At 58.5% G+C, this 24,141-nt stretch carries 34 protein-coding genes and 1 tRNA gene; 10 read left to right on the forward strand and 25 right to left on the reverse strand.

Annotation, left to right across the window (positions count from 1 at the left end; genetic code table 11):
• The first annotated feature begins 172 nt into the window (after nt 1-172).
• Nucleotides 173-379: a YqaE/Pmp3 family membrane protein gene (locus Q3Y53_RS06025; RefSeq protein WP_226425874.1), complete on the forward strand. Its 207-nt coding sequence runs from the start codon at nt 173-175 to the stop codon at nt 377-379.
• 7 nt (nt 380-386) lie between these two features.
• Here Q3Y53_RS06025 and Q3Y53_RS06030 read toward each other — a convergent pair whose 3' ends face one another.
• From Q3Y53_RS06030 to Q3Y53_RS06040, 3 genes are all read right to left on the reverse strand, one after another.
• Nucleotides 387-1,598, reverse strand: coding sequence for a DUF389 domain-containing protein (locus Q3Y53_RS06030; protein ID WP_303534066.1), 1,212 nt, complete (start codon nt 1,596-1,598; stop codon nt 387-389).
• A gap of 13 nt (nt 1,599-1,611) precedes the next feature.
• On the reverse strand, nt 1,612-2,406 hold the full coding sequence (locus Q3Y53_RS06035) for a prohibitin family protein (protein ID WP_226425876.1): 795 nt from the start codon (nt 2,404-2,406) through the stop codon (nt 1,612-1,614).
• Between the two features lie 103 nt (nt 2,407-2,509).
• Nucleotides 2,510-2,839: a hypothetical protein gene (locus tag Q3Y53_RS06040; protein WP_303534071.1), complete on the reverse strand. Its 330-nt coding sequence runs from the start codon at nt 2,837-2,839 to the stop codon at nt 2,510-2,512.
• 550 nt (nt 2,840-3,389) lie between these two features.
• Here Q3Y53_RS06040 and Q3Y53_RS06045 point away from each other — a divergent pair.
• On the forward strand, nt 3,390-3,650 hold the full coding sequence (locus Q3Y53_RS06045; protein ID WP_303534074.1) for a hypothetical protein: 261 nt from the start codon (nt 3,390-3,392) through the stop codon (nt 3,648-3,650).
• Between the two features lie 6 nt (nt 3,651-3,656).
• On the opposite strand, the gene Q3Y53_RS06050 is transcribed toward Q3Y53_RS06045, so the two are convergent.
• Nucleotides 3,657-3,953, reverse strand: a complete 297-nt coding sequence (locus tag Q3Y53_RS06050) for a hypothetical protein (protein WP_226425879.1) — start codon at nt 3,951-3,953, stop codon at nt 3,657-3,659.
• 182 nt (nt 3,954-4,135) lie between these two features.
• Here Q3Y53_RS06050 and Q3Y53_RS06055 point away from each other — a divergent pair, with 182 nt between their 5' ends.
• The 4 genes from Q3Y53_RS06055 (at nt 4,136) to Q3Y53_RS06070 (ending at nt 5,921) form a co-directional block, all read left to right on the forward strand.
• Nucleotides 4,136-4,549, forward strand: coding sequence for a hypothetical protein (locus tag Q3Y53_RS06055; RefSeq protein WP_303534077.1), 414 nt, complete (start codon nt 4,136-4,138; stop codon nt 4,547-4,549).
• A 155-nt stretch (nt 4,550-4,704) separates the two neighbouring features.
• Complete coding sequence (locus Q3Y53_RS06060; RefSeq protein ID WP_226425881.1) at nt 4,705-4,911, forward strand: hypothetical protein; 207 nt, start codon at nt 4,705-4,707, stop codon at nt 4,909-4,911.
• 111 nt (nt 4,912-5,022) lie between these two features.
• Nucleotides 5,023-5,277, forward strand: a complete 255-nt coding sequence (locus tag Q3Y53_RS06065) for a hypothetical protein (protein ID WP_226425882.1) — start codon at nt 5,023-5,025, stop codon at nt 5,275-5,277.
• Between the two features lie 326 nt (nt 5,278-5,603).
• Nucleotides 5,604-5,921 carry a DUF3288 family protein gene (locus Q3Y53_RS06070; RefSeq protein WP_226425883.1) on the forward strand — a complete coding sequence of 106 codons (318 nt, stop codon included), beginning with the start codon at nt 5,604-5,606 and terminating at the stop codon, nt 5,919-5,921.
• 653 nt (nt 5,922-6,574) lie between these two features.
• On the opposite strand, the gene Q3Y53_RS06075 is transcribed toward Q3Y53_RS06070, so the two are convergent.
• Nucleotides 6,575-6,778 carry a hypothetical protein gene (locus tag Q3Y53_RS06075; RefSeq protein ID WP_226425884.1) on the reverse strand — a complete coding sequence of 68 codons (204 nt, stop codon included), beginning with the start codon at nt 6,776-6,778 and terminating at the stop codon, nt 6,575-6,577.
• A gap of 121 nt (nt 6,779-6,899) precedes the next feature.
• Nucleotides 6,900-7,070 (reverse strand): hypothetical protein, encoded by a 171-nt coding sequence (locus Q3Y53_RS06080; protein WP_303534082.1) that lies wholly within the window; start codon nt 7,068-7,070, stop codon nt 6,900-6,902.
• 139 nt (nt 7,071-7,209) lie between these two features.
• Between Q3Y53_RS06080 and Q3Y53_RS06085 the strand changes: the two genes are divergently transcribed.
• Nucleotides 7,210-7,482 (forward strand): DUF3303 domain-containing protein, encoded by a 273-nt coding sequence (locus Q3Y53_RS06085; protein ID WP_226426021.1) that lies wholly within the window; start codon nt 7,210-7,212, stop codon nt 7,480-7,482.
• A 233-nt stretch (nt 7,483-7,715) separates the two neighbouring features.
• On the opposite strand, the gene Q3Y53_RS06090 is transcribed toward Q3Y53_RS06085, so the two are convergent.
• Complete coding sequence (locus Q3Y53_RS06090) at nt 7,716-7,892, reverse strand: hypothetical protein (RefSeq protein WP_303534085.1); 177 nt, start codon at nt 7,890-7,892, stop codon at nt 7,716-7,718.
• Between the two features lie 297 nt (nt 7,893-8,189).
• On the opposite strand from Q3Y53_RS06090, the gene Q3Y53_RS06095 reads away from it, so the two are divergent.
• Nucleotides 8,190-8,819 (forward strand): hypothetical protein, encoded by a 630-nt coding sequence (locus tag Q3Y53_RS06095; protein ID WP_303534087.1) that lies wholly within the window; start codon nt 8,190-8,192, stop codon nt 8,817-8,819.
• Between the two features lie 52 nt (nt 8,820-8,871).
• Here the strand turns inward: Q3Y53_RS06095 and Q3Y53_RS06100 are convergent, their stop codons facing one another.
• Together Q3Y53_RS06100 and Q3Y53_RS06105 are read right to left on the reverse strand one after the other, a co-directional pair.
• Nucleotides 8,872-9,462, reverse strand: coding sequence for a hypothetical protein (locus Q3Y53_RS06100; RefSeq protein WP_303534090.1), 591 nt, complete (start codon nt 9,460-9,462; stop codon nt 8,872-8,874).
• 282 nt (nt 9,463-9,744) lie between these two features.
• A tRNA-Arg gene (locus tag Q3Y53_RS06105) sits at nt 9,745-9,818 on the reverse strand.
• 89 nt (nt 9,819-9,907) lie between these two features.
• Between Q3Y53_RS06105 and Q3Y53_RS06110 the strand changes: the two genes are divergently transcribed.
• Nucleotides 9,908-10,618 (forward strand): helix-turn-helix domain-containing protein, encoded by a 711-nt coding sequence (locus Q3Y53_RS06110; RefSeq protein ID WP_303534092.1) that lies wholly within the window; start codon nt 9,908-9,910, stop codon nt 10,616-10,618.
• Between the two features lie 19 nt (nt 10,619-10,637).
• Here the strand turns inward: Q3Y53_RS06110 and Q3Y53_RS06115 are convergent, their stop codons facing one another.
• Together Q3Y53_RS06115 and rsmI are read right to left on the reverse strand one after the other, a co-directional pair.
• Nucleotides 10,638-10,874 carry a hypothetical protein gene (locus tag Q3Y53_RS06115; protein ID WP_303534094.1) on the reverse strand — a complete coding sequence of 79 codons (237 nt, stop codon included), beginning with the start codon at nt 10,872-10,874 and terminating at the stop codon, nt 10,638-10,640.
• A gap of 19 nt (nt 10,875-10,893) precedes the next feature.
• Nucleotides 10,894-11,751, reverse strand: a complete 858-nt coding sequence (gene rsmI / locus Q3Y53_RS06120; RefSeq protein WP_303534096.1) for a 16S rRNA (cytidine(1402)-2'-O)-methyltransferase — start codon at nt 11,749-11,751, stop codon at nt 10,894-10,896.
• Nucleotides 11,752-11,777: 26 nt separating this feature from the next.
• Between rsmI and Q3Y53_RS06125 the strand changes: the two genes are divergently transcribed.
• Nucleotides 11,778-12,695 carry a 3'(2'),5'-bisphosphate nucleotidase CysQ gene (locus tag Q3Y53_RS06125; RefSeq protein WP_303534098.1) on the forward strand — a complete coding sequence of 306 codons (918 nt, stop codon included), beginning with the start codon at nt 11,778-11,780 and terminating at the stop codon, nt 12,693-12,695.
• 7 nt (nt 12,696-12,702) lie between these two features.
• Here the strand turns inward: Q3Y53_RS06125 and Q3Y53_RS06130 are convergent, their stop codons facing one another.
• From Q3Y53_RS06130 to sppA, 14 genes are all read right to left on the reverse strand, one after another.
• The gene (locus Q3Y53_RS06130) at nt 12,703-14,868 is read right to left on the reverse strand and encodes a polyribonucleotide nucleotidyltransferase (RefSeq protein WP_303534100.1); all 2,166 of its coding nucleotides are present in this window, start codon (nt 14,866-14,868) and stop codon (nt 12,703-12,705) included.
• Nucleotides 14,869-14,974: 106 nt separating this feature from the next.
• Nucleotides 14,975-15,277, reverse strand: a complete 303-nt coding sequence (gene rpsN / locus Q3Y53_RS06135) for a 30S ribosomal protein S14 (protein ID WP_011363576.1) — start codon at nt 15,275-15,277, stop codon at nt 14,975-14,977.
• Between the two features lie 57 nt (nt 15,278-15,334).
• Nucleotides 15,335-16,417: an RIP metalloprotease RseP gene (gene rseP / locus Q3Y53_RS06140; RefSeq protein WP_226425891.1), complete on the reverse strand. Its 1,083-nt coding sequence runs from the start codon at nt 16,415-16,417 to the stop codon at nt 15,335-15,337.
• 24 nt (nt 16,418-16,441) lie between these two features.
• The gene (gene serS, locus Q3Y53_RS06145; RefSeq protein ID WP_303534105.1) at nt 16,442-17,719 is read right to left on the reverse strand and encodes a serine--tRNA ligase; all 1,278 of its coding nucleotides are present in this window, start codon (nt 17,717-17,719) and stop codon (nt 16,442-16,444) included.
• Between the two features lie 42 nt (nt 17,720-17,761).
• Nucleotides 17,762-17,923, reverse strand: a complete 162-nt coding sequence (locus tag Q3Y53_RS06150) for a hypothetical protein (protein WP_006852120.1) — start codon at nt 17,921-17,923, stop codon at nt 17,762-17,764.
• Between the two features lie 78 nt (nt 17,924-18,001).
• Nucleotides 18,002-19,492, reverse strand: coding sequence for an AAA family ATPase (locus tag Q3Y53_RS06155; RefSeq protein ID WP_303534120.1), 1,491 nt, complete (start codon nt 19,490-19,492; stop codon nt 18,002-18,004).
• Nucleotides 19,489-20,025, reverse strand: a complete 537-nt coding sequence (locus Q3Y53_RS06160) for a DUF177 domain-containing protein (protein ID WP_303534123.1) — start codon at nt 20,023-20,025, stop codon at nt 19,489-19,491. Before Q3Y53_RS06160 ends, Q3Y53_RS06155 begins: the two co-directional genes overlap by 4 nt.
• Nucleotides 20,022-21,152 carry a membrane protein insertase YidC gene (gene yidC, locus Q3Y53_RS06165; protein WP_303534125.1) on the reverse strand — a complete coding sequence of 377 codons (1,131 nt, stop codon included), beginning with the start codon at nt 21,150-21,152 and terminating at the stop codon, nt 20,022-20,024. The genes Q3Y53_RS06160 and yidC overlap by 4 nt, the downstream gene beginning before the upstream one ends.
• Before the next feature lie 56 nt (nt 21,153-21,208).
• A complete protein-coding gene (locus tag Q3Y53_RS06170) occupies nt 21,209-21,616 on the reverse strand; it encodes a PH domain-containing protein (protein WP_114988225.1) in 408 nt (135 codons plus the stop codon).
• Nucleotides 21,613-21,999 (reverse strand): ribonuclease P protein component, encoded by a 387-nt coding sequence (gene rnpA, locus Q3Y53_RS06175; RefSeq protein ID WP_303534134.1) that lies wholly within the window; start codon nt 21,997-21,999, stop codon nt 21,613-21,615. Before rnpA ends, Q3Y53_RS06170 begins: the two co-directional genes overlap by 4 nt.
• Nucleotides 22,000-22,060: 61 nt before the next feature.
• Entirely contained in the window at nt 22,061-22,198 is a 138-nt protein-coding gene (gene rpmH / locus Q3Y53_RS06180) for a 50S ribosomal protein L34 (protein WP_011363584.1), read from the reverse strand.
• A 46-nt stretch (nt 22,199-22,244) separates the two neighbouring features.
• A complete protein-coding gene (locus Q3Y53_RS06185) occupies nt 22,245-22,820 on the reverse strand; it encodes a DUF2808 domain-containing protein (RefSeq protein ID WP_226425898.1) in 576 nt (191 codons plus the stop codon).
• A gap of 76 nt (nt 22,821-22,896) precedes the next feature.
• On the reverse strand, nt 22,897-23,280 hold the full coding sequence (gene aroH, locus Q3Y53_RS06190) for a chorismate mutase (protein WP_226425899.1): 384 nt from the start codon (nt 23,278-23,280) through the stop codon (nt 22,897-22,899).
• A complete protein-coding gene (gene sppA / locus Q3Y53_RS06195) occupies nt 23,277-24,089 on the reverse strand; it encodes a signal peptide peptidase SppA (protein WP_226426022.1) in 813 nt (270 codons plus the stop codon). The genes aroH and sppA overlap by 4 nt, the downstream gene beginning before the upstream one ends.
• Between the last annotated feature and the right edge of the window lie 52 nt (nt 24,090-24,141).

The raw sequence follows: 24,141 nt of genomic DNA on the forward strand, positions 1-24,141 counted from the left end.
TGTTCCTTCTGGAACAGCCAAAACGATTCAGATCAACTGAATCGGAAAGCCCCCTCCTAGGAGGGGGCTTTTTGTTGGGCTTGTAGACCCTTAGGTGTCGGGCACTATGAAAGGAACCGTCTGCGCCTTGGGCGGCGATTGCTAAGACAAGAGCACGTCAGTGATCGTTTTCATGACCTGTGGCGACATCTTCCGGATCATCATTGCTCTGTTCGTTCCACCCCTTGGCGTCTTCACCCAGGTGGGATTGACCCAGCCTTTTTGGATCAACCTGGTGATCTATCTGTTCGCTGTGGGCGGTCTTGGTTTTCCGGTGTTGTTCGGCATGTGGCCAGCCGCTGTGATTCACGCCCTGTTTGTGATCCTGACCCGCAAATAAACACGTTTTAGCAATCTGGCTCTGAACAGATTTCAGCTTCGGCGGAATCTCCTGCTTGATCGCTTGGTTGATCTTCAAGCAACTGAGGTGGTGCGAGGGCCGTTTCTGCCTCGTTGAAGATTTGCTCGAGGTCAACCTCGAGGTCCACTTCATTGCCTTCCACCACGCTCACGTTGATGCGTTGCACCTGCATCTGCAGTTCAAGGCCAGGGAATTGCCCTGCAAGTCTGCTGTTGATGGTGTCTTGAATGTTCTGAACCTGCTTGTAACTCGGCAGCTTGGGATCGACGGATCGCACCACCACCCGGAAGCTTGGGGCTTGATTTTGTTCCCAGTAGTTGGGCCAGTCGAAAACGATCTTTTCGAGTTCCACGGCGTCGTTGGCGCCAAAGGTCAACGTCTCATTCTTCAGGTAGTAGCTGATCTCAGATTCAATCTGTTTTTGGGCAACCTCCCGCTTCACCTTGAATCGGTATTGCTCATACCTTCCATTCAGCTTTTGACCCACAATCATGGCCAAACCAAATGCCACCAGCACTGGTAAGCGTGAGCGTCGTCGTCGCTTGAGTTTCTCGCGGAAGTACGGCTCACGAATCGCCAGCACTGTGATCCCACCAATCAGAATTCCAAGCAAGTTGGCGGCATAGAGCAGTGCAGGCCCTTGGGCGCTGCTGATGTCTGGGCCGGAGAGCATCAATCCCATCACGCACACCGGCGGCACCAAGGCCACGGCAATCGCCGTGCCAGCCATAGAACTCACGGCACCGGGGTTGACCTTGGCGTAGGTCGCAATGGCACCTGCCGCCAGGGCGATTCCCAGATCAAACGTGTTGGGTTCAAGTCGGGCAGCGATCTGTTCTGGCAAGGCCTCGACCACAAGCACGCCTTGACTGCGTGCGATCCAGCCCAATCCCATCGACAGGATCAAGGTGATCCCAGCTCCGGCCGCAAGGGTGATCAGTGATCGGGACAAAAGCCTGGCCTGCCCGATCAGAATCGCGAACACCGCCACCCTCAGCGGCAGAATCCAGGGGGCTACAACCATGGCCCCAATGACGACGGCGGAGTTGTTGGCCAGTAATCCCAAGCTGGCGATCAAGCTGGCACCAATGGTCAGAACGATGAAGGATTCGTTCAGCAGTGCTTCGCCGTCGTAACTGCGGTGCAGTTCCTCGACACGATCTTGATCTTCGAGAAGCGATTGTTGATCAACAACCACGGATGTCGTTCGTTCAGTTGCGTCGCCCCACAATTACTGGAGGCGTGTTGCCGTTGCTGCCCGGAAGGGCCGGTACAACCTCCGTTTGCCCATCCCACTTATCGAGGAACAGCTTGTAGAGCACCTGATCATCAAGGCTTCGGTTAAGGGTGTCGTAACGCAAGGCTTCCTGTTCAGCGATCTTCACTTCGGTCTGGGCGCGGAGCAGTTGCTGCTCGGCGATCTGTTTCTGTTCAATGGCTGCGCGGTATTCCTCGGCAATCTGCAGACCTGTGAGGTCCAAACCGCGCACTTCCACATATTCAAATTTGTCTAGCTCTTCGGCGACCGTGCGCTCCACCAGCGAGGAGATGTCGTTCCATTCGGTGGCAATGGTGACAAGCTCGTACTGGGAGAAGACCGACTTCAGTGCCTTCAGCAATGACGGCTGAATGATGCGGGGGTAAATCTCGCGGTCGTTGCCGGCGATCGTCCGGTAGATCCGTCCCGCTTCGTTGGGGCGAACGGCATATTTCACGGTTGCTGTGGCTTCGATCACCTGGAGGTCTTTGGTGAGGGTGGCAAATTCCTCCGGTTTGACCTGGGTGCGCACATCAAACGGATACACCGATTGAATGAACGGCACCTTGAGATTGAGGCCGGGCAGTCGTGATCCCCCGCTCACCTTTCCCAAGGTTGTGACCACGGCCACCTTGCCGGCAGGAACGATGAACAGAGCCTGCCCCAACAACAACAGCGCGCTGAGAACGACGGCAACCACAACGGCGAGGCTGTTGGCGGGATCGTTGATCCGTCGTGGGGTTTGCATGGTTCGGCAAGATCCTGAGCTGATGATGTCGTGTTTGCTCGTGAGTCGTTGGCTCAGGGACCTGTTCTCGGCCAAACCGACACCATCAGGATCCGACTGACGTCTAGTTCAACCAGAGCGACTTAAAGGCCCTTGGGTAGGGATCTCGCATGGTCATGGAGGTCTCGCGGATGAAGGTGATGCACGCCTTAGACCCGTCGAACACCTTCGCTTTGATCATCATTTCCAGGGATTGTTCAAGCGTTTTCCCCTCTTTGAGACTGGTGTCGATAATCTTCACTGCTTTGGCGGGTTCACAAGGACCCAGCTCCAGGGCTCTTGCAGCAGATGAGAGCACGCTTAGAGAAATCGATAGAAGCAGCACTCCGTTGAGGGCACGCATCTGGCCGGGATCCCGTGATGGATGCACGAAGCCTATGGCGTGGGTTTGCATGGATCTGACCCTTTTCTGACTGAGTTGATGTCTGATCTCACTGGCCTGGGTCCGAGCTGAAGCAGTCTCAAGTTCACCGAAATGCGTCGGATCAGCGAACAAAGTTGTGCACCTACGGCTCGCCTCCGCTGCGCAGACAAGCTCCTTGGGTATGAGAGCTTTTCAGGCTGCTCTGTCTTGTGATGGAACAAGGCATAAAAAAACCTCCGTTGAACGGAGGAATAAGCCAAGTAATCCCCATCACCCGGCTTTCCAATAAGTGTAGTGCTTCTCGTCAAGTTTGTGCAGCTGATCCACCACATCTGGTGGATTGAATTGCACAAAACACCGCTTAGCGGCCGCTTATCCACAGGAGGGTGGAAAACTTTGGCAGTCCGTGTTGTCGCCGTTTCTTCAGAAGGCCTGCAATCACTGGTTCGTTCAGGTAAGCTGTGGATATCCCCATCACCCGGCCGCCCGCTTGTGGCGGCTTTTTTGTGCCCGTCCTGCCAGTGTGGACCTGTATTCCACAAGCCCTATGACGGTGAACCGGGAGCAGGCAAGGGACGCATTGGCGACACTTCTCGAGGTTTTCGCGGGACCGAACTACTCGGGTGCGTTGCGCGATGGTGATCTCACCACTCGCCTCGATCGATGCACCGGCTGGGTGAAGGCTGAAGCCTCGGAGGCGGCATCCCTGATCGAATCATGCGTTCCGCATGGCAAGCCGATGCTTGCTCAGGCTCAGCAACGCCTGGCTGTTCTGAAATCGTTGAAGACGTTGCAGGAGGTTGCCGTCAACCATTTCGGCCCCCTTGACGATCCCAGCTAATGGGCGTCAGTCGCGACGCAGCCAAGGCGAGGCTTTGCTGAACCAATCGCCGAGATCATCTTCTGGGTGCTCAGGGTCGTCTGGATGACGTCGCCCCAGGTCGAGATCGGCCATCAAACCGTCGAGGCCTTGTTGTGTGCCTTCCCGTTGAAAACGCTGTGCTCTGCTCACCCATGTGCTCACGCTGCGATCGCGTTCGGCGAATTTTTGAAGGTAGACGCGTTCCTGGAGTGACACGAACTCGCCCTGGGCCAGGCGGCTGCAGATGTTTTGCAGTTTCAATCGTGTCGATGTGGTCAGCATGATCGATTCACCTTTTTCAGGTGATAGGGAGTCCCGACACAGGCTTCAGTGGCCCAAGGCACCATTTTTTGCACTGGTGCATGGCCTGGTTTTCATATCCTGACGGGATGGATCACGAGGAAACCCAACGCCTAACGCCGATCTCATCTGACTCGCCCTGGTTGGAGCGCTGTGGCACGTTGTTGCGTCCGCAGAACGATCCTGCTCTGTTTGGTCAAGCCGATGCAGATCTGTACTTCGCTACAGATGGTCAACCACGTTTCTACGTGATGCGGATCCGCCGCCGGCCTCCCGTGCTCAAGTCGATGACGCGGCACCATCGTGTGAGTCAGTGTTTGGGGTCTGCAGATGCACAGCCCTGGTGGCTGGCCATGGCCCCTTCAACGGATTCCGGCTGTCCGCCCCCCGTGTCCTCCATCGCTCTGATCAAGTTTCAAGCTGGTGAAGCCTTCAAGCTGCATCCGGGAACGTGGCATGCAGGCCCTTTTGTTCGGGAGCAATCAGCACTGTTTTTCAACCTTGAAATGAGAACGACCAACGAAGATGACCACAATTCGCTCGTGTTAGAGCAGCTTTTGCTGTTGAACTTGATTTGATTGCCCCGAGCTGTAACGGGATGAACAGCGCAACGGGGCTTGAATGGCCTATATTTATTTTGTAGCAACCGCTACGAACGTTCACTTCGCTACACGGCGAAGCGCAGTTCGACTCAGGGCATGGAACGGGGCCTGAGCTTTCTACGAGGAACACCATGAATGCTCTTCAGCTTCTGAAGGAGCGTGAGCTGCGCGTGCAGCTCCGCAACAACTCCAAAAAGGCCGTGGCTCGCGGATCTGAATCCAGCGACTACACCTCTGCGCATCTCTCTCCCGTTAAGTTGGCGAAAGAGAAGGTTGCTCCAACTCAGTTGAAATACCGAGGAGTGACCTACGAGGCGATGCGTGCCAATTGGCTCTGAACCCTGTTTCATTCAAGGGATGAAGCCCCACTTCAGTGGGGCTTTTTGTTTGGATGGTTCGACTAAGTGTGCAAGTCGACAGTGGCTTTTGATGTTGCGACAACCGGATCCATGTCTTATCTGGATGTAAGGGATCAACTGCCATCGATTGACCCTGAAAATCTTTCGCCGCAGGACGTGCTGACCATTCTTCTGCATCTGTTCCAGCAGCAGCCCGGGTTCGTCGACCGTGGCCATGAGGCCAATAATAAGGAGACAGCTTGGGTGAATGGCTTTCTCTTTCGTCTTCAGAATGATGCCGCGGCTGAGCGTCTTTCCATTGAGGAAGTTGGCTCAAGCGTCGACAAAATCTCGGCTTTAAGATGATTACAACAGCTGATCAAGCGATCCCAACAAGTTTCTGTTGATCCTGCACATAGCCCGCGTGCTCCTCGAGCCTTTGCTCAGTTCGAGCCAAGCGCATGTTTGCAGTTCAAGAGTTAACAGTTGAGGGCTGGTCCAATCGTGCTGAGCACGCTTCAAAAGACAACGCCTTCTGGCATGCCCGTGCCCGAAGTGATGCTGATGGGCACACGTATCGTCTGATCAGTGAGGAAAAGCATGTTGTGTGCCTGCTCACCAGCCGTGGGTCTGAGTGCTGGGAGCTCGACTGATTTGCTGCTCTGGTTGCCCTGTTCAGGCATGATCGGTTGATGACCGACGACATGCAGCAAACCCATCCGCTTTACGCCATCGATCGCGACCAGATCGATGCTGTGTTGGGTCATGAGGGCGCGCCAGGCCCGCAGCAGTTGACAACGATTGCCGCATTGTTTTCTCGATATGCGGATTTTCCTGGCGCTGAAGATATTCGCGACGATCTGCAGAAATGTCTCACGCTATGGGGACTATCTCGCGTCGAGTTGAATCTCAAGACGCGGGAAATCTGGGAAAGTGGTTGGCGGCCTGGGCAGGATCCTGTGGCTGAGGGTGTTGGCTCTGGGGCTGATGTTGAGGATGCAGAAGCTTGATGCGTGTCTGCATGGCTCTTCCTTTAAGTGTTGAAACGTGGGACTGAGATGAGATCGGGCTTGTGATGTTTCATCGGTCAGCAGCCAAAGAGGAAGGCCGCCCTTCCCGGTGGAAAGACGGCCTAACTCGCTCGTTTGTGCATCGTTCAACCCATCACTTCAGCTAAGGAAAGAAAGGGTCGAAGCGTCTGGCTCGAGGCGCCCTGGGGCCATGGGCTCGAGGTGTTGGGTCGTTTTCTCCGAGGGCACCTGAGACGGTGCAAGTGGAGCGTCGATTGGCGTGGCGGACCATTGCGTGCCCACCAAAGGACCAACCCAGGTCATGGTTGAGACTGTTGGAGCAGGGGCCAGAAAGTCAGTCTGCTTCTTCGGTCTGCTGGGGTGGAGTGTCGTCCGTCATGGGCTCCTCCGATCTCGATGCCCATAGTTTTGTGCCTTCAGGGCACAAAGTCATCGGCATTAAGGCGCATTGCCTTGAGGGCCTGAACGATCGATTGTTGGGGTGGCATGCCTTTCAGTCGGTTCAAGCAGGGTCGTGGTCTCGCGTGGATCCAGGGGCGATGGTCGTTGCGTCCGTTCTTGCTGGTTTGAGTGAGCCTTCAGTTTTGGCTGAAGACAAACCTTTGAAAACCGTTCTCGGGCAAGCGAGCTCATCAGGCCCCGGCCTGCTTTTCGACGCCCCTTGATGTGCGTTCTTCCTCCGTGAGGTATTCCTCGATGAGGGGGGAGCATTCACCCCTTTGTACGGCAGCGATCTCCCGTTCGATGTTCTGAATGAAAAACTCGTTGCCGTTCCTCTGGGCCACCGCAAGCACACGCTCGAGGCGTTCGAGTTCCGCCTGCTGCTCGTTATTCATGCCATAGAACATCAGTCAACACATACGCTGGCAGGGTTGGATCAATAAATCTGAAAAAGATGGCGTGATGAGTTGCTGAACTCTATGGATTTTTGCTCCTGAGGCTTATCTCAAAACCCGCTTAAGCAGCCTCTGATTCCGCGTCCTCATACAGAGCTTTGAGCTGATCGAGCTCAACCATCAGATACTGAATTTCAAGCCAGTCCGTCGAAAGGTCTATGGCGGTTTCGAGGCGGTCAATCTGACGCTTGAGAAGCTCCGACATTCCGCCTTCTGGCTGCATACCTCCCATGTAATCGCGCTTGATGCTGGATGCAAGCTGACTGCTGAAGTACGGAGGGGAAGGCCTTGCTGCGTTTCATCCCTACGTGTTCGCTCTCACAGACTGGATGGCTCATCTGTGGGAGTGTTCGTTAGCTTCAACACTTCCAATGACCTTTTTGATGCACTGGTCTTTCAAGACCGGTTACCACGAGATTGCGGCCAAGAAGTTTCTGGCAACGGGTGCGCCCTTTCCGGAGTGCAAGTCTTGGAAGCGCTTCCATGCACCTGGCTCGGTCGAAGGCTGGATCCTCGTGGAGGCAGACAACGCCGACGCCTGTTACGAGCACGCTGCTGAGTGGGCCGAGTGTCTCGATTGGGAGGTCACCCCAGTGCTGACAGATGAGCAGGCTGGCCCCCTGATCGCCAAGGCCTACAGCTGACGATCTGTTTGGGTCGATGCCCCTCGCTAAACCGGGGGGCTCCGCATCCCATGGGATCGATTCCAATACTTCTTCGTCGGATTGGATTTGTTTAGACGCCCCCTGATGGCTTCTTCCATTTTGGTGGAGGGCAGCTCATTGGATATACGAAAACCCCGGGGGTGTCCAAGCCCCGGGCCAGTACACACCACAAGCAGGACGCTGTCGCTGTGATCCGCTCGTGTAAGTCGGTATTAGGTCCTGGTGTTGCCGTGGCGATAGCCCCAGCCAGGACGACTGGCTTTGGCAGCTTCATGGTCCAACTTCCTGCGCAGCAGAAGCTCGTAGAGCATCTTCTGGGCACCGACAGCAGCTGCGAACTGACCTGACTCTTCGGCTTTCAGAGAGATGCGTTGAAGGCTCGTAGCCATATGGACCATCAGGTGTTGAGCATCGTGCGAATCAATGCTCAGCTGGAGCTGTTCATGCGCCCAGCGACAGTCCCGTTGGGCAGATGAACGTGAGCACCCCCATTGAGACATCTGCGCGGTCACAACGTCGCTGAAACCCTTTCCCTGACTGACTAAAGCCAACGCTGATTCACGGCGTCTGTGGCGTTCAGCTCTGCTGGTTCTGGCCATGGTTCAGCCCCTAAAAAAGTCGATGTGTCTCTGTGGCGCTCTAGTAGTGATTGCCATTGCTAAAGAGACTGAAGATGATCTGACTAGATGCCGAGGGTTAACCAGATAGTTGGTCGTTTAATGCAGGTTGCAGCAATCGCCTCAATCCCAAGCTGCTATGGGCTTGTAGGAGTCATGGACATATCCCCAACACAATTTTATATCAGTAAAGACGCACCGAATGAGTACAAAGCACTGATCGGCACAAATGGACGAGTAAGACCAATGTCTGACTTTCCAAGCCTTGGAGGACATATAGGGCCTCAAGAAGTCAAGCAGAGAGCAAAATTAAATGCAGTACGTGAAGCAAGTGGGAAAGCCAAGCTACCACTACCTAAGAACAGCAGGCTTACAAGCGACGCAGATTACTGCAGGGTATCCGATTCATTCAATGGAGGGGAAAGGCGTGTGTCTTGTTATGCAGGTATAGGAGATAAAGTCGAGAAAAGGGAGTTTCACGAGTATGTATGCAAAGTCTCACCTTCGTCGTGTGGCATTATAGTTTCAGATGACCAGAGGTTTACTGCTAGTTATCAACAGGCAAGTGATATCAGCCAAGAGTTGTTTGCGGACAGTGTTACAGAGTATTCTGCATTCATGGCGATGCTAATAGCCTTTACATCTCCTATCTGGCTATTCCTGGGAGGATGGATCGCGAAGCAAGAAACAAAAAACTAATCTCTAGAAAGCCTGTATGCCATGGTATGAGCATATTCTCCAAAGGAAGATATCAACGCTTTAGCTTATTCAAAGCAAATCTTAAGAAGAAAAAGGTCAGGACAAATGCGTCGAATACCAAAAATAAGATAAACGCGATAACGGCAAAGAACGCAGCCTTCATATGCACATACGCCAAGCCGAGCAACGCAGCACCAAATTTTGAAGAAGGGTTGTATCCATAGAAAAATTCAAGCCATTTCCAATCCCGATTGAAATCAGCAGAATCCCATAAATAGCTTTGATCTTGTAAGACATCGCCAACTTTATAAATTGTTTCTGGTCCTTTCCATACTCCATTCCAACCCATTTCTTTTATTTGTTTTTGCGTCGTGTTTCCGAAGCTACATATGGCGTAATGGAAATCCTTTTCCCGTCCTCCATATGAATGCTGAAAACACCAGTTCGGTGTGCTATGTGAGTTCAAGTTTATTTTATTTAATTCGATTCTTCTGACGGTATCGTCCCCAAACAGAAAATCACCTTGTGACTTGAGGCCAGAAACTCCTGGCTGCAAAGCCGGAACGGATCCCCATATGCCAAAAACAATTACTGCTGGATATTTTAATATTGAAATTCTGCGGAACCATTTTCTAAATTTCACAGCAGGCCATTCTCTTTGAACATTTTTACGACAGCCTCAAGCTGTTCGTCATCCCAGTGTGGCGACAGCTTGCCGATGCCTCTCTGAATACTGGCTTTGCTGGCGATAAGTCGTCTCCCAGTGCAGGTACCGCTCCTTGCAATCTGTGCGCGGAAACCGCAACCCCACCTCCCGTGCAGTTGAGCTTGGGTCAAATCTGCGCACAATTCTGCGCACAAACGTTGGTGTTCAAGAAAAAACGGCTCCCAGCAAATCGCTGAAAACCGTTGGTATGACTTTTAACGCCCCCTGATGGATTCGAACCATCGACCGACTGCTTAGAAGGCAGTTGCTCTATCCAGCTGAGCTAAGGGAGCAAGCGACAACATTTTGGCAGGCCGCTTCAGGACAGGTTGGATTTAGATGCCTTGCGCCGCCTAAGGTGATGGGCTCTTGATCGGCATCCATGGCCCCGCGTCGTCTCAGCGACAGCGAGAAGCAGGATCTGGTCGGTCGATATAAGGCCGGCGAGTCAACAGCTGCTTTGGCTGAGGCCTTTGGCTGCAGTCCCAACACCGTCAGCCGCACGGTGAAAGCACTGCTGCCCGCTGATGCCTACGCCGCACTGAAGGCCAGCCGGCAAAAAGGGTCTGTCACCCCTCCACCGGTAGCCGTCACTCCGGCTGAAGAACCTGAGGCTGACTCCCTCAAGGACGACGACAGCAGCCTGGCCCTCGATGACGCGGATGACTTCGGAGAGGACCCTGATGAGGAGCTAGCTGACGACGATGACAACGCCGGCGCTGAAACGTTCACGGAGCTTGTTCCCCTTCTAGGCGTGGGAGACCTCAGTGATCGCCCTCTGAATCAAGCCCAACCGTTCAGTGTCGACCTGCTGCCCGACAGTGCTTACATGCTGGTCGACAAGGTGGTCGAGCTGGATGCCCGCCCCCTCAAAGAGTTCCCCGAGTTGGGCCTCCTCGACGATGCCGAACAGGAACGCCAGGGGTTGTGCTTGTTTGTCAGCCCCCGTGCGGCCAAGCGCCAGTGCGGGCGGAGTCAACGGGTGATCAAGGTTCCCGACATGGCTGTTTTTCAGCGCACCAGCAGTTTCCTGCTAGCCCGTGGCATCACTCGCTTGGTGGTGGATGGAACCTTGATTGCGTTGGATGCCTGATTACCGGAGCTGATCGCTCTTAATCGAAGCGATCGCGTTGCTCGGGAAGCAACACGGCCGCAGCGGTTCCGCCACTGATCACGCCGATCACCAGAGCAATGCCCACGAGAAAACCCGTGGGGAGGGGTACCGACCGCTGCCCACCGAGCTGGAGCGTGTGGCGATCCTGAAGGTTCTGAGCTCCGAGGCAGAGCAGCAGCATCAGCAGCAGGCCACCGCCAAAGCTGATCAGCAGAAGACGAAGGCGAATCAACATGGCACAACCGTCGACAGGCTCAGTTTGACGTGGCCTGGTGCAAGAGGGCATACAGCCGTCGTCTGGACAGCCCTGTGGTTTGGGCCAATTGCCGTGCAGCGTCGCTGGCGCTTGCACCTTCGTCCTGCAACACCTGCAGCTGCCTGAGCAGCTCATCGTCGTTGGGTTCTTCCGCTTCCACCAGCGGTGCTCCCCCAAGCACAACCGTGCATTCCCCTTGGGGGGGGTGCTGCTGAAAGTGCAGCAAGGCATGGTCCACCGTCGGCCCCACCTGTTCTTCGTGGCGTTTGGTGAGTTCCCGTGCCACCTGCAGGGGACGGTCTCCTCCGCAGTGGTGCTGAAGTTCCTCGAGCAATGTGATCAGGCGGTGTGGCGCTTCGTACAGCACGGTGGTGCGGGGTTCGTGGCTGATGTCGTCCAGGCGTGCCCGCCGTTCCTTGCCTTTGGTTGGCAGGAATCCTTCGAAACAGAAGCGTCCACTGGGTAAGCCGCTGCTCACCAGAGCGGTGGTGGCGGCGCAGGGGCCAGGGATGCAGATCACGGGATGCCCGGCTTGGTGCGCGGCGGCCACCAGCTCTTCACCGGGGTCGCTGATGCCCGGCAGCCCGGCATCACTGATCACCGCCATGCTTAGCCCCTCTGCCAGCAGATCCAGCAGTTGGGGTAAGCGTGTGCGGGTGTTGTGCTGATGAAAAGAGAGCTTGCGGCCGCCTGCTCCAAGACTGCTGAGCAGCTGTCCGCTGTGGCGGGTGTCTTCGCAGGCGATCACATCCACGCTGCGGAGCAAATCGCGCGCTCGTGGCGACAGGTCCCCCAGGTGACCAATGGGAGTGCCCACCAGATAAAGGCTGCCGCCGCTTGGTTCATCCCGCTGCATCACAATGGCGAGCGCCTCTGTTGATCATGATGCCCAGCTCTGCCGTTCTCCCCGCTGGCGTGAACCAGGAGGCTCTGCTGACGGAACTGCGTCGCCTGAGTTGGGGAGCCGCCGATATCTTGCGGGCCTATGCCCGCGGCGAGCAGCCCCCGCATGGTTTTCCCAAGGCCTTGAGTGTCGATGAAGGAGGAGAGGGCCCCGTTTCTGCAGCTGACCTGGCCGTTAACACGTGGTTGCTGGACGGGCTTTCCGCGGCGTTCCCCAAGGCCGACTGGACGTTGCTGAGTGAGGAGACTGCCAAGGAGCAGCTCACAGAGGGCCAACCGCTGCCGGCGGAGTGGCTGTGGATTCTCGATCCCCTTGATGGCACCAAGGATTTTCTGCAGGGCACAGGCGAATACGCCGTTCATCTGGCCCTTGTTCGCGACAAGCGGCCGGTGATCGGTGTTGTGCTTCTGCCGGAAGCCGATGAGCTTTGGATCGGCATCGTTGGTGAGGGTGCCTGGTGTGAAGACCGTCAGGGTCAGCGGTCTCCGGTTCGCTTCAGCGACAGAACCGAGGTTTCAGATCTGATCCTGGTGGCCAGCCGCAGCCACCGTGACGACCGTCTGGTCAAGCTGATTGCTGACCTCAATCTCGGTGGTTCCAAAGCAGTGGGCAGCGTGGGCTTCAAGGTGGCCACGATTCTTAGAGGCGAAACCGACCTCTACGTCTCCCTTTCCGGCAAGAGTGCTCCTAAGGATTGGGACATGGCCGCTCCGGAGGCTGTGCTGCTGGCGGCCGGTGGTCGCTTCACCCACGCCGATCAGGCCGACCTCACCTACAACACCGGCGATGTGCGTCAGGCCGGCTGTCTGATCGCCAGCCATGGAAAAGCCCACGCCGAGCTCGGAGAGCGTGCGACGCGGGCCATGGCCGAGATCGATCCCGGCTTTCAGGTCTGAGGCCTGATCAGCTCAGAGGTGCAACCGGGGTGGGCTGAGGCTCCACCTCGGAGGCCTCGCCGGCCTGGGGCACGCCCCGCAGGGTGAGGTTTATGCGGCCGCGGTTGTCGATTTCGCGCACCCGCACGGTCACCTCGTCGCCCACCTTCACAACGTCTTCGACCTTCTCGACGCGAGCTTCCGAGAGCTGCGAGATGTGGATCATTCCTTCCTTGCCAGGAAGGATCTCCACAAAGGCGCCGATCGGGATGATTCGGGTGATCGAACCGGAGAACACTTCGCCTTCGTTGACCTTGCGGGTGAGGCCTTCGATGATTTTCTGGGCTTCTTCAGCCGCAGCACCATCGTGGGAGGCGATGGTCACGATGCCGCCGTCCTCAATGTCGATTTTGGTGTTGGTGCGCTCGGTGATCCCTTTGATCGTGCGTCCACCGGGGCCGATAACGGTGCCGATCAGCTCAGGATCAATCCGGAAGCTGAGCAGACGTGGGGCATGGGGAGACAGGTTGTCCCGAGGGGTGTCGATCGCCTCGAGCATCTTCTCGAGAATGTGGAGTCGCGCTGGGCGCGCCTGGTTCACGGCCTCAGCCACCGTCTTCACCGAGAGGCCGGTAATTTTCATGTCCATCTGCAGGGCGGTGATGCCCTTTTCGCTGCCGGCCACCTTGAAGTCCATGTCGCCGAGGAAGTCCTCGATTCCCTGGATGTCGGTGAGGATCCGCACCTCATCGCCTTCCTTGATCAGACCCATGGCAGCGCCACTCACGGGGGCCTTTAGCGGCACACCGGCATCCATCAGCGACAGGGTGCTGCCGCAGACGGAACCCATGGAGGTGGAGCCATTGGAGCTGAGCACTTCGCTCACCACACGCACCACATAGGGGAAGGTGTCCTTCTCGGGAAGCACGGGAAGAATGGCCCGTTCGGCCAGGGCGCCATGGCCGATCTCACGACGACCGGGGGAGCGCATCGGCCGGGTTTCACCGACGGAGTAAGGCGGGAAGTTGTAGTGGTGCAGGTACAGCTTCTCGGTGTTGGGATGGAGGTCGTCCATCTCCTGGGCATCGCTGGGGGTGCCCAGCGTTGCGGTGGAGAGCACCTGGGTGAGTCCGCGCTGGAACAGACCGGATCCATGCACCCGTCGCGGCAGCACGCCAGCCATGGCACTGATCTGGCGCACCTCGTCGAGGCCGCGTCCATCCACGCGCTTGCCGTCCTTGAGAATCTGCTGACGCATCAGCTTCTTGGTCAGCGCCTTGAAGCTGTTACCGAGCAATTTCGGGCTGCTGGCCAGGGCCTTGCGGACGGCATGGTCTTCTTTGAGACCTGCGATGGTTTCGGACACTTCGCCCTTCACTGTTTCCAGGGCTGTGTCCCGCTCGTCCTTGCTCTGATCAAACTTGCTCAGCACAGCACTGATCGCTTTGCTGCACTGCTTCTCGAGATAGGCAGGAACAGTGCTGTCCTCTTCCGGCTTCTCTGGCTTGACCTGGGTGATGCCCAGATCCTTGAGCAGCTGTTCCTGAGCCTTGATCAGTTCGCAGATCGCTTCGTAGCCGAAATCGATCGCCTCGATCACGTCCTGCTCGGGCAGCTGGTTGGCGCCGGCCTCGACCATCACCACGCCGTCGGGGGTACCGGCGACCACCAGGTCCAGATCACCCCGCTCGATCTCCCGGTAACTCGGGTTGAGGACGAAGTCATCCCCCAGCAGACCCACCCGCACGGCTGCCATCGGGCCGTTGAAGGGGATGCCCGCCAGCAGCGTGGCTACCGATGCGCCCGTCACCGCCAGAACATCGGCGGGGACCCGCTCATCGAGGGACAGGCAGGTTGCTACCACCTGGAGGTCGTCGCGCAGCCAGCTGGGGAACAGCGGCCGCATGGGGCGGTCAATCAGTCGTGCCGTAAGCGTGGCGCGTTCGGGTGGGCGGCTCTCACGACGCATGTAGCTGCCGGGAATGCGGCCAGCTGCATAAAGCCGCTCCTCGTAGTCGCAGATCAGCGGCAGGAAATCAATGCCTTCTCGACCGCCCGAACGGGTTGCTGTCACAAGCACGGAGGTGTCGCCACACTCCACCAAGACGGATCCTCCCGCCTGTGGGGCGAAGCGCCCGGTGGTCAGTCGAATCTCGCGTCCGTCAAAGGAGATCGACTGGGTTTGTCCTTGCACGACGTCTTATGTCCTTTTGTCAATCCCAAGTCTGACATTTCATGGTTGCTCTTCACAAGAAAGGGGAGGCCAAGCCTCCCCTCACGACGCCATGGCTACAGGTTGATCACCAGCTGGACTTGACCACGCCGGGCAGTTCTCCCTTGTGGGCGCGCTCACGCAGTTGGTTACGGCAGAGACCAAAATCGCGATAAACGCCGCGGGGCTTGCCGGTGGCCCAGCAGCGGTTGCGCACACGGATGCGTGCGCTGTTGCGAGGCAGAGCCTGGATCTTGCGATGGATCTCGAGGCGATCCATTGGATCTTCGGCTGCGTTGAAGGCTGCCATCAGTGCTGCGCGCTTGGCCGCATAGCGCTCAACCGTTTTCTTGCGCTTCACATCGCGAGCGATCATCGACTTCTTGGCCATGCAGCTGAGGGCAGCGAGTGAACGAATCGTCAACGATACACGGGCGCCTTCGCCCTCCTAGCGACCGATCAATTGCTGGACCACCGGCAGCTGACTGGTGTCACGCACGATCAGCACAAGCGTGAGCCCCACCAGAAGAAGAAAACCAGATTGCACGAAGGCCATTTGGATCCGCTCCGACACCGGACGACCCCGAACGGACTGAATTGCGAGCATCATCATTTGCCAGCCATCGAGCAGCGGTAGCGGCAGCGAATTGAGCACCGCCAGATTGATTGAGATCAGGGCTGAGAAGAGCACCAATCCTGATCCCCCCTGCTGGCTGAGCTGAGCCCCCATCTCAACGATCTTCACGGGGCCACTCACCTGCCCCGCAGTGGCTCGGAAGTTGGTCAGGAGGCCGGCGTAGCCCCGCACGGTTTGCTGCAGCATTTGGCTGAATTGCGAGCCGGTGGTGAGCACCAGTTCACCGGGGTTCCGCACGGGTCGCATCTCCCCGCTGATGTTGGCCTGCAGTTGGGCGCCGATTTTCCCTGTGCCCTGTTGATCGTCGGGTACCAGTTCAACGGTGGACGTCTCGTCTCCCCGCCTTCGCTCCAAACGGATGGATTGCTCGGGTGCTGCTTTCACATCCCGCACCATCGCCTCAACGCCCCGTTGTCCTGCGGGAAGGGGGGTGGCATTCATGCTGAGGATCTGGTCACCGGCACGGAGCCCGGAGCGGGCGGCAGCACCGCCCGGTTGCACCTGAACCACCAGGACCCCCGGATCCGGCGCGGCGGGGACGCCGACAAACGCTGCCTGAGCGAAGAGCACCACCATTGCTAAGGCCAGGTTGGCCAACACCCCAGCAGCAACCACCAAGGCTTGCTGGGGGATCGGCCGATTGCGCAGCAGATCTGGATCATCAGCAGGGATCGTGCTCTCGTCGTCGTCGTCGGGGAAGGCGACGAAGCCACCCAGGGGCAGCAGCCGCAGGGCGTAGGTCACCCCACGCCGTTGTCTCTTGATCAGGGCTGGGCCAAAACCAATGGAAAAGCCGCTGACGCGGATGCCCTGGAGCGTGGCAGCGAGGAAATGGCCGGCCTCATGCACCACGATCAGCAGGGCGAGAACCAGAAGGGCTGCTAACACGTTCATATTTCCGTCAGGAATCCAGTCGGATCATTCTGGCTGGAGTCGCTCGCGGCCGACGTAGGGCACCAAAGCTTTGGGCAGCAGGACGCTGCCGTCGGGCTGTTGGCCGTTCTCCAACAGGGCCGCCATGGTTCTGCCAACGGCCAGGCCACTGCCATTCAGGGTGTGAACCAATTTCGTGGCCTTGCCTTCTTTGGTGCGGATGGAGGAGCGTCGCGCCTGAAAATCGCCACAGACGCTGCAACTGGAGATTTCCCGGTAGGCCCCCGCCCCCGGCAGCCAGACCTCGAGGTCGTAGGTCCGGCGGGCGGAGAAGCCGAGGTCGGCGGTGCAAAGGTCCAAGACCCGATAGGGCAGCTCCAGCGCCTGAAGCACGGCTTCTGCATCGGCCGTGATCTGTTGGTGCGCCTCTTCGGAGTGATCGGGGTGCACAAACCAGTACAGCTCCACCTTGTTGAACTGGTGCAGGCGAATCAGGCCACGGGTGTCGCGGCCGTAGCTGCCGGCCTCACGGCGGAAGCAGGGGCTGTAAGCGGCGTAGCGCAGGGGCAGTTGATCTGCCGCGATGATTTCATCCCGGTGCAGGGAGGTCACCGGCACCTCAGCGGTTGGTGTCAGCCAGAGGTCGTCCTCCGCGCAACGGAAGCTTTCCTCGGCGAACTTGGGCAATTGTCCTGATCCGGTGAGGCTGGCGCTGTTCACCAGCACCGGAGGCAGCACTTCTATGTACCCCTTGCTCGCATGGAGGTCGAGCATGAAATTGATCAGGCCACGCTCCAGTCGTGCCCCCTGCCCCATCAGCGTGACGAAACGGCTCTGCGCGATGCGGACGGAGCGTTCGGTATCGAACAGCTGCAGCCGTTCCGCGATCTGCCAGTGCTCGTCCAGGTTGTCGTCAACCAGGGGGGTTCCCCAGCGGCGTACTTCAACGTTGTCGTCTTCACTGCGCCCATCAGGGCAGGCGTCGGACGGCAGGTTGGGGAATCCCAGCAGCTGCTGCTTGAGCTCACTCGAGAGCTGCTTTTCCTCCTCCTCCAGCACCGCCACCTTCTGCTTGATGGCATTGCCCTGTTGGCGGAGTTCGGCGACCTCGTCGCCTTTGGGATCAGCGCCCGACTTGATGCGTTGGCCGACTTCTTTGCCGATCTGGTTGCCTTCCGCCTGCAGGCTGCTGCGTTGTTGCTCTAGATCGCGCTGCTGCTGGGCAATCAGCTGCAGTTTGGTGAGATCAACAGCCTTACCTCGACGCCCCAGCTGCTGGGCAATCGTTTCGGGGTTGTCACGCACAAGGCGCTGATCGAGCACGGTTTCAGGGGCGTCAGCGCGGGCAGCCTATGGCAGTCCGTTTCAGAGCACCTGGCCCACCATCACAGCTGCGATGCCTGAAAACAGGGTGATGCCAAGAGCTGTGAGGGGGCTTTGTCCCTGGGCGACGGCCATCGTCGTGATCACACCGGCACCAAGGCAGGCCACGCAGAGCTGAGTGGCGATGTCGTTGCGGCTCTCCACGTTGCTCCTGCTGTTGTGCGGACCGTAGGGAGCGCGCCTGCCAGCGCCTCACTCAAGGCTGGTGTTCGTTACGCCCCGTCAGGGTTCGTTACCTCCAGCAACAGAAGCGGGGCGGGCGCGGCCTCCGGCAGCCCATTGCTTAAGCCGCTCGAGCTGTTCGCTGGCGGTGCGGGAGAGGGGGATGAGCTGGGATGCCGCTCCAATCAGATCCGTCTCCGTCAACTCACGGTTATCGGCAAAGGCCAAGTGCATCGCCTCGATCACGGTCTGCTCCAGCTCGGCACCGGAGAAGCCCTCACTGCGGCTCACCACGGTGTCCAGGTGAAGCTTCAGCCCCGGGCGTCGCTGTTCCAGATGAAGCTCAAGAATGCTGTTGCGCTCAGAGCTGCTGGGCAGATCGAGCATGAAGATCTCATCGAAACGCCCCTTGCGCAGCAGCTCCGGTGGCAGCTTCTCGACACCGTTGGCGGTGGCTACGACGAACACCGGGGACTGTTTCTCGGCCATCCAGGTGAGCACGTTGGCCAGAACCCGCTGGGTGGTGCCGCCGTCACTGCGGCCATCCCCCCCGAAGCCCTTGTCGATCTCATCGATCCAGAGCACGCAGGGCGCCATCGCTTCAGCCCTTTGGATCATCTCGCGGGTGCGTGCCTCGCTGGCCCCCACCAAGCCCGCGAACAGACGCCCCACATCCAGACGCAAAAGGGGCATCGACCAACTGCAGGCGATGGCTTTGGCCGTGAGTGATTTCCCTGTGCCTTGAGGACCCACGAGCAGAACGCCACGGGGCAGAGGCAGTCCGAAACGCCGTGCATCTTCCGAGAAGGCCCGGTGTCGTTGGTTCAACCAGGTCTTGAGACCGTCGAGGCCTCCGATGGCTTCGGTGCCCGCATCGCTGCGACAGAACTCCAGCACCTCACTGCGGGCAATCGTCTGACGTTTTTCGTCCAGAACGTCCTGCAGATCCTCTGAGCCCAACTGGCCGCGGCGGGCCAGGGCACGGGCCGCAACCTGGCGAACCCGCATCTCACTGAGCCCGCTGCAGGCCTGAGCCAGCTCATCCAGGACGGAAGCTGGAAGGGAGCTGCCGCTGCTGGTGCTGATGCTGCTGATCAGTCGGCGCAGGTCGTTGTTGTCGGGAAGGGGGAGATCCAGCAAGGTGAGGCTCTCTTCCAGATCCCCTGGTGGTGTCCATTGCCCGCAACACAGCACCAGCGTGTGCGGGGTGCTGCGCAGGGATGCCTCGAGATTGCGCAGCATCCGGGCCACACCGGGGTCATCACAGAAACGATGAAAATCCTTGGCGAGCAGCAGGGTTGGGCTGCCTGCATCCCGTTGCTGCAGCCACTGCAGCATGGCCATCGGTTGTCGGCTTCCCTGGCCATCGGCATTCACCGGCCCGCTGATGCCATCGATGAAATTCCAGCAGACCAGCTGGCGTGCAAGCCGTTGAGCGGCCTCTCCCAGCAGGCTTTCCACCCGGGCTTCTTCATTGCTGCGCACCCAGATCAAAGGTGTGCGCGCACGCACCAGAAGGTCGATCTGGTGTCCCCAGGCGGCACTGCTCATGGCTGGTCGATCTGCTGCTGGATCTGTCGAAGGGCCTGCCAGCGGGGATCCACGTCCTTTGGCTTGGTGTTTGGGGGCACGGACTGCTGATTGAGGCCTGGTGGGCCTGGGCAGTGGTCACCGCAGTGGTTGACGACGGGCAACAGCAGATTGAGCTGTTCGAATGCCCATTGCTGGGGGTCAAATTGACCACGTGGATCGAGAACATCCACCAGACCTTCCATCTCAGCGACCTCTCCGGAGAGCTCCAGCTCGTCGGCCGTCGGTTGCTCTTCTCCCAGCCAGATCAGTTCCGAGGGCGTGCAGCTGAGCTTCTGATTGAACTGATTCAGGCAGCGATCGCAGCAGAGCGTCACGATCGTGTTGAGCTTTCCCTGAACCGCCAAGACGTTGCCGCGGTGCTCTGCGGAGACATGGCCTCGCACCGGTGTGAGCGAGGGGAGTTCATCGAGCTCACCCTCAACGTCCCAAAGTTTCGCGGTGCCGAGGGCCCGGAGCTCCTGGAGGGGAACAGGCTCCAGTGCCTCAATCACTTGCCCTTCGGTTCAAATGGCAGCCGTGAACCACCTGAGCTGGCGGAGACCGTCACCGTTTTCTGGGCCATTTGCTGGTCCAGAATTTTCTGGAGGTTGTCGGGCAGTGCCTCTTTGGTGAGGATGAAAGTCTGCAGACCTTGGAAAATGTTGGCGATCAGCATGTAGAGCAAAACGCCGGCGGGGAGGGGGAAGAACAAAAACATCCCCGTGATCATTACCGGAGTGATTTTGTTGGCCGTGGACTGCTGAGGGTTGGCGGGCATGCCCATGCCCGACAGCAGTTGTGAAATGAACAGGGTGACGCCGAAGCCGGCAACGAGAATGGCGATGTCCCAGTTGATGGCACCGTCGGCATAGAAGCCGACCTGACCTAGAGCTTTGATGAACAGGAAGCCACTGCGCGCTGCCAGGCCCTGAATCTTGGCTTCAACAGTGGCATCACCGGCAGCGAGAGCTGTGATCGTGCCGTCCTCACTGACTCTGACGATGTCTTCGCCCTTGGTCACCGCCCAGGTTGGGGCAAAGCGTCCAGGATTCTCAACATCCGTGAGCACATCGCTGAAAGCGCGGCCGTCCTTCGTGTGAAGGTTCACTGTGGCGCTATCGCCGACACCGATCTTGGTGCCCCGCGGCAGGCTGGCGATCACCGGCACATGGTCGGTTTCACCGATGAAGATGGAATGGCTAGCGCTGTTGAACGGTTTGGGTTCAACTGCGGCGATCTGGTCAGCCGGCAACACCTTCATGTTCAAGGTGTAGGGAACGTCGGCGAACGGTGACCCCCTCAGGGTCGCAAACAGAGCGAAGAGGATCGGCATCTGCACCAGCAGCGGCAGGCATCCCGCCAAGGGGCTGCCGAATTCCTTCATCACATTGCCCAGCTCCTCCTGCTGTTTCTGAGGATTGTTGGCATAACGGCTTTTGATCTCAGCCTGACGTTTCTGGATTACCGGTTGGGCAATGCGCATGCGCCGGGCGCTGCGAATTGATCCTGCGCTCAGGGGGTAGAGCGCGATCCGGATCACGAGGGTGAGGGCGACGATGGCCAGGCCATAGCTCGGAACCAACCCATAGAAGAAGTCCAGGATTGGAATCAGCAGGTTGTCGGAGATGTATCCGATCACGTTGAAGAAACGGGGGGGCGGGACGTTGTGAAGCCAGTGTGCATGAACAGCTGCACTCAGGCGGCGAAACCTTCAGTGGTTTTCTCTTGGGCTTTGGCCGCACGGCTGCTGATGCGTTCGAGGATGTAAGCCTCAACTTCCCGGAATCGAGGCATCGAGCGCAGTTCGAGCCTGGCGCCGTCCTTGAGCACCAACACCATGTCTCCCCAGGCACCGAAGCCCCGGGGCACGGTGCGCACTTCGCTGATCTGGGAATACACCACCTGGGTTTTGTCTTTGCCCATCCATCCCCCCGTCACCGAGATGCGGCGACTGGTGATGCGGAAGCGCAGCCAAAGGGCCCGAACAACGGCTCCGATGGTGAAGGGAAGGCCGATCAGCGTGAAACCAAGCAGGATGTTGAAGATCAGATCCCCGCGGGCTGGTCCACCGTCGTAGTGGACATCTTCCTGAATGCTGGTCATGGATCCAGTCCGGCGATTCTCAGAAGACTGTCGCATTCTTCGAGCAACTGTGTGGGTTCGGCTTCCGCTGCTTCTGGGCGAAGACTGATCAACAACCACCGACCAGCCAAGTCGTTTCGCTGTTCAAAACGTCGACGCAGGTGGTCATGTAGGAGCCGCCTGAGCCGGTTCCGCTTGACGGAACGTTTGCTCACCTTGTTGCTGATCACCAGGGCGCAGCGGCAGGTTCTTTCCTGGTTGCCCCGCAACTCTCGGCGAAGCAAGTTGGAGTCTCCTGAAGCGACCCGCAGAACCATCAAGGTTCCGTGGTGTCGCTTGGAGGACCGGTGCAAACGGTTGAAGCATCGATGCCCGCGCAATCGCATGGAGGCGGGAAGGACCATCAACCACTCCTGTTTGGAGATGCCGAGGTTGGGATGAATCCGCTGGATTCATCCCAGACCATCAAGCGGCGAGGCGGGCGCGGCCGCGCTTGCGACGCGTGCGGATCACACGTCGGCCGGTGTGTGAGCGCATCCGTACACGGAAACCCGAGACGCGCTTCCTCTTGCGGTTTGTTCCCCCGAGGGTGCGCTTGGTCATGGACGTCTCCTGGCTACCGGCCGATCTGAATCTGGGATTTTATCAGTCAGTCCACATCGATCAGCCAGCTGCCGCGGTAGCCGGACATCGGCACATCGCCGGGAGCCTGCACCAGGGCGTTGAACTGATACATGCGCTTCCCTTGGGGGTTGAACAGCTTGATGTGAAGCGAGTAGTCCCCGTCAGAAGGCAGCGGAGTGTCGGGGAAGACCACGATTTCTGTTTGGTCTTTGTTGACCTCGATGACTGCCGGGATCGCTTCAAGGCACTTGCTCCGGCTCATCATGCTGCCGACGCTGGTGCGGCACAGGCGCATGCGGTGGGGCTTGAGCTTGGAGTCGAAGTAGTCCGGAACAGTGACGGTGAGTTTGAGGATCGCTGTCTTGCGGTCCTTTTCGCGCAGGGTGAGATACCACTCCGAGCGGTCGTTTTCGATGCTGGAGGTCTGGTAGTAGTACAGCTTCCGGTAGTCACGATCGCTGTCCCAGCGGAATTCCATCAGCCCCGGTGTGCCTTGGGCGTGGGCGATCTGCTCGGGAGCCCCGGTGAATGCTGAGCCAATCAGTAGAGCTGCAGCGGTGCCGGCTCCAGCAAGCAAGCGTCTGGTGGTGGAACGGACCATTAGGAAGCATCTTGATGGTGGGATTCTCCTGAGTCCAACCACGGGGCGGTGATCTCAGGGGTCGGAGACTGATCTGTCAGTTGTGACCAGATCGGTCTGGCCTGAGCCGCTGCGCGTCGCCTTGGTAAGGGTGCACCGGTTGCTGCTCCTGCGGGATCCAGGCGTGGGCCAGAACACGGATGCAGCGGGGGAGGTCTCCTTGAACCGCCATTTGCTGGCAGTCCAGCAGGGCCACCGTGTCCCAGCCGGGCCGCCGGCGTGCAACGGCTGCCGGGAAACAGGCGTCGAGATCGGCGGTGACCGAGAAGGTCACCGACACCAGTTGGTCTGGGGTCAGACCATTGCGATCAACAAGGGCATCCATCAAAGCGGTGACCGCCGCTTGGATGGCCTCCGTGCTGTTCTCCGTGCAGGTGGTGGCCCCGCGCAGGCCTCTCAGAACAAGGGGTGAGCTGGTCATGGGCGGTACAGCCAAAGCACCTGACCGCTCCCCATCAATTCAATCGAGAGGCGCTGCTGAAGTTGATGCAAGAGCTGGGATCCCGGCAGCAAGCCACTGAGCTTGCGGCGTTGCTTGCCCAAGGTGACGGGACGAATGTCGTCCGCGTCGAGATCGGCCAGCTGCGCCGCGAGGCGACGGGCATGCTCTTCGTCGCCGAGTTCATCCACCAAGCCCAGGGCCTGCGCCTGTTCGCCGCTGAACACCCGTCCATCGGCGAAGCGCTTCACCGTCTCCAGATCAAGGTTTCGCCCCTGAGCCACAACCCCAACGAACTGGCTGTAGCTGCTGTCGATCAGCTCCTGAAGCAGTGCCCGTTCGGCATCGCTCAGCGGACGATCCGGGGAAAGGATGTCCTTGAACGGACCGCTCTTCACGGTGTCGAAGCGAATCCCGATCTTTTCGAACACCTGCGAGAGGTCGTTGCCCCGCAGGATTACCCCGATGGAACCGGTGATCGTGCCGGGATTGGCGACGATTTTCTCCGCGGCAACGCCGATGTAGACGCCTCCGGACGCGGAGATGTTGCCGAAGCTGGCCACCACGCGACAGCCCTGTTCCCGGAGTCGCAGCAGGGCTGCATGAATTTCCTGGCTGTCTCCAACCGTGCCGCCGGGGCTGTCAATTCGCAGCAGTAGCGCTGGAAATTCCCTTTGCTTCACCTCCCGCAGCGCTTTAAGCACTCGCTTCCGCGTGGCGCCGGTGATGGGGCCATCAACAACGATGCGCGCCATCCGTCGTCGTGATTTTCGCCGCCAGGGCCAGATCATGTTGCGCATCTGCATCGCTCCAGATCTTAAAAAGAGCACCCAAGCGCTCATC

The sequence above is a fragment of the Synechococcus sp. YX-04-1 genome, from assembly GCF_030546365.1.
In the GTDB taxonomy this organism is placed as follows: Bacteria; Cyanobacteriota; Cyanobacteriia; order PCC-6307; family Cyanobiaceae; genus Parasynechococcus.

What these genes read in the sequence shown, in the direction of transcription:
- Q3Y53_RS06025 (WP_226425874.1), top strand. Translation starts at nt 173, where the DNA reads ATGACCTGTGGCGACATCTTCCGGATCATCATTGCTCTGTTCGTTCCA.
- Q3Y53_RS06035 (WP_226425876.1), bottom strand. Translation starts at nt 2,406, where the DNA reads ATGCAAACCCCACGACGGATCAACGATCCCGCCAACAGCCTCGCCGTT.
- Q3Y53_RS06040 (WP_303534071.1), bottom strand. Translation starts at nt 2,839, where the DNA reads ATGCAAACCCACGCCATAGGCTTCGTGCATCCATCACGGGATCCCGGC.
- Q3Y53_RS06050 (WP_226425879.1), bottom strand. Translation starts at nt 3,953, where the DNA reads ATGCTGACCACATCGACACGATTGAAACTGCAAAACATCTGCAGCCGC.
- Q3Y53_RS06060 (WP_226425881.1), top strand. Translation starts at nt 4,705, where the DNA reads ATGAATGCTCTTCAGCTTCTGAAGGAGCGTGAGCTGCGCGTGCAGCTC.
- Q3Y53_RS06065 (WP_226425882.1), top strand. Translation starts at nt 5,023, where the DNA reads ATGTCTTATCTGGATGTAAGGGATCAACTGCCATCGATTGACCCTGAA.
- Q3Y53_RS06070 (WP_226425883.1), top strand. Translation starts at nt 5,604, where the DNA reads ATGACCGACGACATGCAGCAAACCCATCCGCTTTACGCCATCGATCGC.
- Q3Y53_RS06075 (WP_226425884.1), bottom strand. Translation starts at nt 6,778, where the DNA reads ATGAATAACGAGCAGCAGGCGGAACTCGAACGCCTCGAGCGTGTGCTT.
- Q3Y53_RS06080 (WP_303534082.1), bottom strand. Translation starts at nt 7,070, where the DNA reads ATGGGAGGTATGCAGCCAGAAGGCGGAATGTCGGAGCTTCTCAAGCGT.
- Q3Y53_RS06085 (WP_226426021.1), top strand. Translation starts at nt 7,210, where the DNA reads ATGACCTTTTTGATGCACTGGTCTTTCAAGACCGGTTACCACGAGATT.
- Q3Y53_RS06090 (WP_303534085.1), bottom strand. Translation starts at nt 7,892, where the DNA reads ATGGCTACGAGCCTTCAACGCATCTCTCTGAAAGCCGAAGAGTCAGGT.
- Q3Y53_RS06095 (WP_303534087.1), top strand. Translation starts at nt 8,190, where the DNA reads ATGCCGAGGGTTAACCAGATAGTTGGTCGTTTAATGCAGGTTGCAGCA.
- Q3Y53_RS06110 (WP_303534092.1), top strand. Translation starts at nt 9,908, where the DNA reads ATGGCCCCGCGTCGTCTCAGCGACAGCGAGAAGCAGGATCTGGTCGGT.
- Q3Y53_RS06115 (WP_303534094.1), bottom strand. Translation starts at nt 10,874, where the DNA reads ATGTTGATTCGCCTTCGTCTTCTGCTGATCAGCTTTGGCGGTGGCCTG.
- rsmI (WP_303534096.1), bottom strand. Translation starts at nt 11,751, where the DNA reads ATGCAGCGGGATGAACCAAGCGGCGGCAGCCTTTATCTGGTGGGCACT.
- Q3Y53_RS06125 (WP_303534098.1), top strand. Translation starts at nt 11,778, where the DNA reads ATGATGCCCAGCTCTGCCGTTCTCCCCGCTGGCGTGAACCAGGAGGCT.
- rpsN (WP_011363576.1), bottom strand. Translation starts at nt 15,277, where the DNA reads ATGGCCAAGAAGTCGATGATCGCTCGCGATGTGAAGCGCAAGAAAACG.
- rseP (WP_226425891.1), bottom strand. Translation starts at nt 16,417, where the DNA reads ATGAACGTGTTAGCAGCCCTTCTGGTTCTCGCCCTGCTGATCGTGGTG.
- Q3Y53_RS06155 (WP_303534120.1), bottom strand. Translation starts at nt 19,492, where the DNA reads ATGAGCAGTGCCGCCTGGGGACACCAGATCGACCTTCTGGTGCGTGCG.
- Q3Y53_RS06170 (WP_114988225.1), bottom strand. Translation starts at nt 21,616, where the DNA reads ATGACCAGCATTCAGGAAGATGTCCACTACGACGGTGGACCAGCCCGC.
- rnpA (WP_303534134.1), bottom strand. Translation starts at nt 21,999, where the DNA reads ATGGTCCTTCCCGCCTCCATGCGATTGCGCGGGCATCGATGCTTCAAC.
- rpmH (WP_011363584.1), bottom strand. Translation starts at nt 22,198, where the DNA reads ATGACCAAGCGCACCCTCGGGGGAACAAACCGCAAGAGGAAGCGCGTC.
- Q3Y53_RS06185 (WP_226425898.1), bottom strand. Translation starts at nt 22,820, where the DNA reads ATGGTCCGTTCCACCACCAGACGCTTGCTTGCTGGAGCCGGCACCGCT.
- aroH (WP_226425899.1), bottom strand. Translation starts at nt 23,280, where the DNA reads ATGACCAGCTCACCCCTTGTTCTGAGAGGCCTGCGCGGGGCCACCACC.
- sppA (WP_226426022.1), bottom strand. Translation starts at nt 24,089, where the DNA reads ATGATCTGGCCCTGGCGGCGAAAATCACGACGACGGATGGCGCGCATC.